Here is a 9,344-nt window from a genome sequence, read left to right as displayed (position 1 = left end):
AGAATAATGATCCTTTTCTATATTATATCAAGACTTTATGACGACAATTTAGTAAAAATATGGGGGGATCTTTGAGACTGGGATGAAATTATAGCCATTGTGTACGAGGTAATTATTGGTCTTAAACCGATAAGATAAATACCCCCGCTAGTCCAAGCATTTACATTTAATTCAACGTTTCCTTTTTGAAAAGACTTCTAATTCCACAAGATTCGCTAAATGATCCGCGTTGGATTCAAAAAACATGGTTTCATGTGTTCCCGGAATAGAATGAACTATAATCTCGTGTTCAACAAAAGGCCCCCAACCATTAAAAGGATCGTCAGCTGAGGCAAACGCCTCCCAAAGGTCCTTTGCCTTAAATAAAGTTACGTCTGTCCGAATGATAGGAAGCTTAAACGCGAATAATAGTTTTTTCCTATATTCTTCTAACTCTTCCAGCTGTTCACTCGTTTGTTGCCCTATTTCCTGATGATTTTGGGTCAGTAACCTCACGGTATTCGACTTGATGAGTGAATCTGGATATTTGGCCCAACCATCAAACAATCCTAAAAACGTAACAGATTTGTTAGACTGTATTAACCGATTCGCCATCTCCACGGCAACGGTCGCACCAAATGATGCCCCACCCAAACAATATTCTTCCCCTTGATATACTTCATCGATTTCTTCCAAATAGAATTGTGCCATCTCCGAAATTGAGGCAAAACGACGCGAATTACCATTAATGCTCTGATCCTCTATCCCATAAATGGTGTATTTCCCATCCAATCGCTGAGCTAATTGGTGATACCAAAAGACAGAGCCACCTACCGGGTGAACCAAAAATAACGGTGTTTTATGGGGTCCTGATGATAATTTAATTACGCTCGAAGAAGTATGGGAGAACATACTGTTATCGTTCGCAATTAACAAATCCAATTGATGAGCAAGCGAAATAATATCAGGATACTCAAACAGAACCGATAAAGGAATCGGTAATTGGAACTGGCTTTTTAAGGCAGAAATAATTTGTAACGCTAAAAGTGAATCCCCTCCGAGTTGAAAAAAATTATCCTCAAGATGAATCAATTGCGCATAAAATGCTTTTTGCCAAATCTCAAGACAAATTCTTTGAGTATCATTTAGCGTCTGGTGTGATAATTCAGGAGTAAACGCGAGCAAAATACTGGCCTGCCGTTCCAGTGTATCAAAATCTATTTTTTCATTTTCTTTTAAAGGAATAGAAGAAACAACGCAAAACTCTTTTGGATGCATGTACGCAGGCAAATATAAAGCCAGAAACTCTTTAATTTGATGCGTATTGATATTTTTGTCTTCTGAGACAATGTAGGCTCTCAAATACTTGTCTTTATGCCGTTCTTGTCGAATCACTACAACCGCTTGAAAAATAGCCTCATGTTTCATAAGGATTGACTCAATAGCGGGTAATTCAATGCGATAACCCTGAATTTTTACTTGATGGTCGTTTCTACCAAAAAACTGCAAATGGCCTTTGGGTAGCCAACTGGCTAAATCTCCAGTTCTATATAGAATCTCCTCAAATTCATTGAACTTCATTTTAATATATTTTTGCTCGGTTAATTCCGGCTTGCCAAGATATCCTTCTGTGACTTGAGCGCCACCAATATATAATTCGCCCATCATTCCGATAGGGCATAAATTAAAATATTTATCCAATAAATAGCAGGTGCTATTAAATGCGGGTCGACCAATAGGAACACTGGCCTCCGTAAGCTCATCAAGCTCTGTCACACAATACGAAGTTGCTGACACGGTGGTTTCTGTAGGCCCATATTCATTGACTATTTTGCTGGTTGGGTATAAGGCTAACCATTGAGTCACTTCTTCTGTATGAACCACATCTGCCCCAAGCAGTACATAACGCAAATCACTTAATTGCTTTATATCTTCAGGATAGTGCAACAATAATTCCAAATACCCTGGCGTCAACTCAGTATGAGTTATGGCGTATCGTTTCAGATGCTGTAAATACAATTTAGGATTTATTTTTTGTTGTTCATCACAAATAGCCAATGCACCGCCAACTAAGAGTGGCGCTAAAGTGCAAGGAACGGATAAATCAAAGGCCAAGGAAGAAGAAAAATCAATAATCGAATCGGCTGTAAATTCATTGACTTGAGTAAACCAATGACAATAATTAATTACGTTCTTTTGAGAAACCATCACACCCTTAGGTGTTCCTGTTGTTCCTGAAGTAAACATAATATAAGCCAGTGGACTATTCTCCTGTGGATTTACGATGTCCTTATTAAACGACAAAGAATTCTCATTACGTGCTAACAGCTCTTCTGCATTGTATAAATGCACGCCCTGTGTTCCAAATTGATTCATCAACGCAGACAGCTGACTTTCTATAGTCATTAAATGAGTTAACTTCGCCTCGTTGATAATCATCTCTATTTTAAGCAGTGGGTATCTAAGGTCGAGCGGAACATAAACACAACCTGCTTTAAGAATCCCCAAAATTAAAGCCAACATGTTATGACTTCGAGGAATATAAATCCCAATTAAGGTGTGTTGAGGAAGATTAAGCGTACCAATAAAAGAAGCTATTTTTTCACTTTGTTCCCACAAATGATAATAAGAAAACTCATAATTATTTTCATAAATCGCGATTCGATCAGGATTAGTAATGACGTGGTGTTCAAATAATTGAGTTATGGACGTTGAAGGTAATTCCTCGGTCTGACCTACCCCCCATTCATTAAGGTATTTATGCTCCATAGCCGTTAAAAAGCACAATTTATTGATGGGTTGGTTTGAGTTCACAGACATCCATTGAAGAATATTGTCCAAATGCTCCGGCATATTCGTCAAAATAGAAGACAATCCACCGCCCTGATAGGCCTGATTCGTTCGATGATAAATCACTAATTCGTTTTGCTCGTTAATTTCAAAATGAATCAGTGAGTTCGGTGGTACGTCATGCTGTTTTTTATAAAGACCCAGGGTAATCACAAAGTCAATTTGTTTTGTTTCCAAATCAGGGTGTCGCATGAAAATATCGGTAAGATAAGTTCCATGCGTCTTAATCTCATTAATCTGGCGGGTTAATTCCTGCAACAGGTGTCGGGGTGTGATGTTACTATTGGATTTAAACGCAAGAGGGAGTAAATTAGAAAAAATTCCACCACATAAACTAAGCTCGTTGAGTTCATCATCATTATAAAAAACGGTGAACGACTCATAATTGTTCAAGCGATACAAATAAATAAAGACACAAACTAATAACTGATAACGAACATTCTCAACTGCATAGGAACCGCTCGAAATAGACCCCAATTGTTTGTACGTACTATTAGAATCCGTAGCCATTTTTGAAAATAAAGTATGCTCCTCTGTCCTTATGAGTTGTTTTAGCCAATACGGTTCTTCTTTTAAACAATTCTTATATAAAGGATGGTAGTACTGTATTAGAGATTCATCAAAACAAGGAAGCGTGGAACCAACCCGCAATTTATAGCAACGAACCAGTTCATCAACTGTTAATTGAACACCATATAGTGTGCAAAAGCTATTTAACAAGACAAAACCATGTTGAGTGGCAATCAACAATCCATCAGGTTTAATAGCCAGTAATTGCCCACTGACTTTTGCAATGCCTTCATCATCAACTGGTTTCGCATCAAGCACAACAACTGCATTACGCCCTAAGTATAATTTTAATAACCCCACATTGTTATGGTAATGGCCAAAGGTCAGGGCGCGATTTATCCGCTCAATATCATTTGCACGAGCGGTATCCCAATTAATGAAACCCAAATCAGGCACTACATGAGTTACGCCATAGTAACTACGTTGTGTCATATCTTGCGTTTGTCTCTGCACGGTGGAGGTTTCGATCGCTTTAATTACGTGTTCAAACCCATTAATTGCTTCTTCAAAACATCTTAAATTGAGGGTAAGCGAGGTATCATCATTAAAGATAGGGACACGTTTTTGATGGATGATGCTTCCCGCATCAATTTCAGCATTGAGCTCATGCCATGTGATTCCATGAGCGGATTCACCATTGATTAAAGACCACGTCGTGGCGTTAACACCAGCATAGGAAGGTAATAGTGAGTCATGATAATTAATCGCGCCCAAACGCGCGATGTCTAATTGCTTTTGTGTCAATATTGCGCCATTGACAATACTAAACAGGTAATCAACGCGATTATCGTCAGTAAGAAAAATATCATCGAGTGAAGCACACCACGCAATGTTGTTGTCTTCACACCAATACTGAATCGACTTAACAGGTGAAATCACCCATTTGATGTAGTGGCCTTTATCTAAAAGTAACAGACCGCACTGAATCAACAAACTATCCTCACCCATAAGAAGACAGCTTATGTTCATATCCCACTCCCCTTTATTCATAGTCTATAATTAATCTCAAAACGACCTCTATTATGCCCATCAATGCGCAATAAACAAGCACTAAGTGTGAAGGATATTGTTAGTAATGAATAAAAACCTTAAGTCGCCAGGCTTTTTCAATCTTATGGAGAAGGTATTAGCCACCAAGTTAAGTGAGATTTTTTTCATCCTTGATGAGCAATTGAATATTCTTTTTATTAATGATAGTGCAAAAAAATTATTTCGCTGCACCAATAATGAAACGAGTGAAATCAATTTTTCGACCTTTTGTGTCCAAAAACAAATAGACTCCAAACTCCTTTCTTTTGTTAACCCGTGTCAAGAGCCTAATAGTCAAAAACTCATTTACCAGGGCATCGAATTAACCTGGTCTGTTGAGACTCTCGAATTCGAGAATACGAAGTATTATTTAGTACAAACTATCAATTTTTCCCAAAGTAAAGACAAGGAAACCATCCATAATTTAGAGTCTCTTATTGAAAACATGCCCTGTAATGTGTACTGGATGAATAAAGAGTGTCTGATGGTTGGTTGTAATCAAAATGTGCTCAATATGCTTCAAATGAACAAAGAAGAATTTATTGGTAAATCCTACGAAGAGTTATCTCAACTTTGTCAGTGGCCAGAAGGTTTAGCAACAAAACTTAAAAATGACGATTTAACCGTAATTAATAAGGGAACTCCTATATTAAACAGTGAAGATCCACCCATTCCCAATCCAGATGGCTCCTTTTTTTATTTCCTAACCAACAGAGTCCCTTTATACAATCAACAAGGAGAAATTACTGGTGTAGCCGGAATTTCTACAGACATCTCAGCCCTGAAGAAGGCACGTGAACTTGCTGAGGCAGCCAATATAGCCAAAACCGAATTCATTGCCAACATAAGCCACGACATTAGAACGCCTTTGACGGGTGTTATTGGTCTATCTGAACTGTTAGAGCAGAGTCTTAAAAACCAGGAAGATAAAGACAAAGCCCACATGCTCCATGACAGTGGTAAAGAGCTATTGTATATGCTCAATGATATTTTGGATGATGTGCGCGCAGGAAATCTACGAGAGACGGACGTTAAAACTGAATCGTTTGACCTGCACCAGTGTATTCAGGATTTAATTCGTTTGGAAACACCTGCTACCTCGTTAAAGCACTTGGCCTTAAAGGCCCATATTGCACCGGACGTACCACATTATATACGTAGCGATCGCAATAAAATTCATCGAATTTTATTGAATCTTTTAGGTAACGCCATCAAATTTACTCAAACCGGATGCATTACCTTATCTATTGAATGCTTGTACTTGGATGAATCGACAGCTCATCTGAAATTAGGCGTGTCCGATACAGGGATAGGAATCCCGGAAGAGGTGCAATCTCAAGTGTTTCAACGCTTTTTTAAAGTAAGCTCCTCATATAAAGAAATATATACAGGACATGGGTTGGGCTTACACATCGCCCAATCTTATGTCACCCTTTTAGGGGGGCACATTACCCTGACCAGTAAGCTAGGGGAAGGAACCTCTTTTCATTTTGATTTGCAATGTCCTTTAGGTGAAGTACCGGCCCTGAATAAAGAACAAACAGCCCCATCCTCTCCTCCGAAAACCCTCTCGAAAAAGGCCCGTCTTTTATTGGTTGAAGATAATGTGATTGCCTTAAAAACATTGGAAATGATGCTTTCCAAAGAAGGATACTCCTTTATTTCTGCCACATCAGGAGAAGATGCGTGGACATTGTTACAAACAAATCCGGTGGATTTAATCATTACAGACATTGGCTTACCAGGTATTTCTGGGACACAATTAAGTACGCGAATTCGCAATAAGGAACGTGCCTTAAATAAACCCGTCATTCCCATCATAGGCCTCACAGGACATGCTAAAGAAACAGCATGGGAAGAATGCCTGCACGCAGGAATGAATGACGTATTAAACAAGCCAGCATCCATAGAAGCATTAGAGCAATGCATTCATCAAATAATAAATCCCGCTCCGCTAGTGCATAAAAATGCCCCTAGCTCAGATAAATCACTTTTTTTGGGAGCTGGTTTACCCAAGACCGAAGAAGAACTTTTTCAATTAGACCCCTTTGCCTTATTCGATGAACAACGCGCTTTGACGCACATTCCAGATCCAAACTTACTCGTGACACTCTTGAATGCCTACCTCTCCGATGAAATACAAAAAGACATTCATCAAATAAAATCCGAGTACCAACACCTTAATTGGCATAAAGTAGAAGAGCTCGCCCACAAAATCAAAGGTGGAGTAAATTATCTCGGCACGATTAAAATGAGTTGTGCGTGTCAGTATCTTGAACGCTATTACAAAGAAGGACACCGCTCATTATTGGAACCGCTCTACCAGCAGCTCATTAAGGTGAATGAAGAAACCATAGAGGCCTTAACTCGATGGCTTAATCGCTAACTTACACCCGGACTGAGTTACTTTTACAACCGAATACCAATCAAACTCAGTTGAATAATGGCTTAACCATTTTCAATTTCACGCCTGAGCGGTGATATTTGAATTGATGAGTACTGGCACGCAACATTCTCAACAGTAGAATAATTACATAGGGAATAATTTACGGTAATCGCTTGATTTGTCTTATTAATTACACTCGATTTTGTCACACTTGAGAAATTGACTGTACCCTTCACTTTAGGCGGTGAATTTTCTTGAATGGCATTAAGGATATAGTCGCTGGGTAGCGCATACACAGTGGGTGTCGTTGCGATGAAAAATGCGATTATATGCATTCCTCGTTTAACCGAAAAAACCATTTTTTGTCCTTTGTTCTTGTTAAGCATGCGCTCTAGTCGCATGCTAATTCATATCAAAAGTGGTAGATTAAACCCGCTCATCGTTGTTTAGCTGCGCCATCAATGCCATTCCTTCCTCTAACTCGGCATTTTTATGGCCTCATACCTTTGGCAGAACCCTCAACTGGCATGTACCTCTTCCCCCTTGGTTTCTATTCAATGAGCATCAGCCCGATGCATTAAAACGTAATTTAAAGCTACTCAGGAAACTCAATAAAAGCTACGCCAACATCGTGGCAAAAAACGGGGAGTTTACCGCCACATCAAAAAACTTAACCCAGGCGCAAGAAATCGACATGACCCTGGATGGTAAGGGTCGCGCTACCTCGTGAAAGATTCCGGGACGTCCCAGTCCCCGAAATCGACTCGCCAACGCGTGCAGGGTAGTCAAAGCGAAATGGAAATTGGACTCAAAGTTTGATCGATTGGCTCCGCGGTAATTCTCTTGAAAAATTCTCGTGGCGAAGTACTGACTACAGAGATACTCCGATTTTGCTGACGTTCGGTGCTTATCACAACCTCGTCTGCGACTACAGTCTGTTGCGCTGGTGAATCTACATCAAAAAGCGATAAAAGCGTTGAAGTGGAACAATTAATAGAAGACTCATTCATCGCAACGGCTTTAGAATCATTCGTTTTTGAGGACGATGCTAAAACAGATGACGCGCGTTTTTCTTTAAAACGATGCCAATGCTCTTGAAGCATATGGGGAATACCTAATAGTCCATGATAATTATTGTCGATCGCAATCATAGATAATATCTCTCCCGCAAGTACACCGAGCATTGCACCTAATAACCCGCCAACTTCTGCGCCAACAGCGGTTCCCAGAATAGGGACTACACTTCCTATCGTGGCCCCAAGGATTGAGCCAATCCCCCAGCCAATACCAGCACTTAACGTCAGATTAAAAATGACCGTGGCGATTGCAAGGGGGAACCATGACAAAGAACGATCATGATATTTAGGTCCTGTAAGCAAAGTTCGAATTTTTCCTTGCCATGTTTTCGATTCAGTTAATTGTTCTTTTTCATCATAGTTCATTTCGGAAAGATAATAGAAATGGTAAGCATATCCCGCTTGCGCAGCTGCAACATAAAGATCAATAAAATCTGATGCACGGTGAAACAAAAACGCGCCATAATTAGGATCCATATATCTGATGTTTCCATCATCTTGAACACTTAAATAACATGCATGGCCGCCTACCTTACGGCTTAGGATCAAGGCAAGTTCTTTGCCTTTATTTGTTTCAGCAAAGTTTAAAATATGCCGTGCTTGTTGTTGCGCATCAGGGCAAAAATATATTCGGGTAAGTCTCGTTCTTTTTATTGATTGTTGATCTTTTTGACGGTTACCTTGAGAAGTGTGATAATTATGAACGTCTTGGTTTAAATCAATGTTCATGCTTGGATTTTTATAGGGAGATAACTTTGGATTCACCATTGAATAAGTAAAACCATAACAATAACCAGACGACGTACCCATTTTTACTAGCCGACTCTGCTCAATTGGCGCAATGAGATATTCTGGGGTTTGGAATTTTTTATAATCTGGCAAATTCACTTTGAGCTTAACTATATTGAGATATTTAAGTATGGACGATACAATTTCAGCATGTTTTACATCGCTATCTATTTTTTGCAAATCAAAGCGTATCAACTTCAAACATTGTTCAATTTTAGTATTCTGGTTTTTTTCCAAATAGCTTCTAATTAATCCAATATCCGCCGAAAAATCGGTGTAATTATCGTCTGCGATACGTTGATTCAGTTGCTCTTTTAAATTGTTGAGAAATTCTTGATCCGCCAAAACTAGCCCTTCCTTGCTTAATTCGTCCAATTTATAGTCTAAAAGGTCAATGCACGTATAAAGGCTCATAAAGTAGTTTCTTTAATAAATCGAGTTGCTCTAAATTGTAACAAACATTTGTTAGTTAGTGTATAAAAATATGTCTTATTGTAGTGGTGTGGGTTCTGCCCAAAATAAAAAAGCCTGGTTAAACTGTTACACCCATAATTGGACTTAAGATTAAATAAGGTAAGCAGACCTCATTATAAAACTGAAGGCCTCTGTGGCTTGGAAACGCATCAAAAATCAGGACGTCCTGCGAAGAAAGCCGCTATTATTGA

The 9,344-nt window shown here is 39.1% G+C and carries 5 protein-coding genes; 2 read left to right on the top strand and 3 right to left on the bottom strand.

The window, feature by feature from the left end:
• Positions 1-171 precede the first annotated feature (171 nt).
• Positions 172-4,368, bottom strand: coding sequence for an amino acid adenylation domain-containing protein (locus ACQY7T_RS14010; protein WP_428414150.1), 4,197 nt, complete (start codon positions 4,366-4,368; stop codon positions 172-174).
• A 106-nt stretch (positions 4,369-4,474) separates the two neighbouring features.
• On the opposite strand from ACQY7T_RS14010, the gene ACQY7T_RS14005 reads away from it, so the two are divergent.
• Positions 4,475-6,814, top strand: a complete 2,340-nt coding sequence (locus ACQY7T_RS14005; protein ID WP_428414149.1) for an ATP-binding protein — start codon at positions 4,475-4,477, stop codon at positions 6,812-6,814.
• Positions 6,815-6,876: 62 nt separating this feature from the next.
• Here ACQY7T_RS14005 and ACQY7T_RS14000 read toward each other — a convergent pair whose 3' ends face one another.
• On the bottom strand, positions 6,877-7,215 hold the full coding sequence (locus tag ACQY7T_RS14000; RefSeq protein WP_428414148.1) for a hypothetical protein: 339 nt from the start codon (positions 7,213-7,215) through the stop codon (positions 6,877-6,879).
• Between the two features lie 41 nt (positions 7,216-7,256).
• On the opposite strand from ACQY7T_RS14000, the gene ACQY7T_RS13995 reads away from it, so the two are divergent.
• Positions 7,257-7,544 (top strand): hypothetical protein, encoded by a 288-nt coding sequence (locus ACQY7T_RS13995; protein WP_428414147.1) that lies wholly within the window; start codon positions 7,257-7,259, stop codon positions 7,542-7,544.
• Between the two features lie 55 nt (positions 7,545-7,599).
• On the opposite strand, the gene ACQY7T_RS13990 is transcribed toward ACQY7T_RS13995, so the two are convergent.
• Positions 7,600-9,093 (bottom strand): hypothetical protein, encoded by a 1,494-nt coding sequence (locus tag ACQY7T_RS13990; protein ID WP_428414145.1) that lies wholly within the window; start codon positions 9,091-9,093, stop codon positions 7,600-7,602.
• Positions 9,094-9,344: the final 251 nt, after the last annotated feature.

The sequence above is a fragment of the Legionella sp. genome (assembly GCF_965140895.1).
In the GTDB taxonomy this organism is placed as follows: Bacteria; Pseudomonadota; Gammaproteobacteria; order Legionellales; family Legionellaceae; genus Legionella.
The sequence above is the reverse complement of the archived record's forward strand: the minus strand, read 5'-3'. Positions and strand labels throughout refer to the sequence as shown.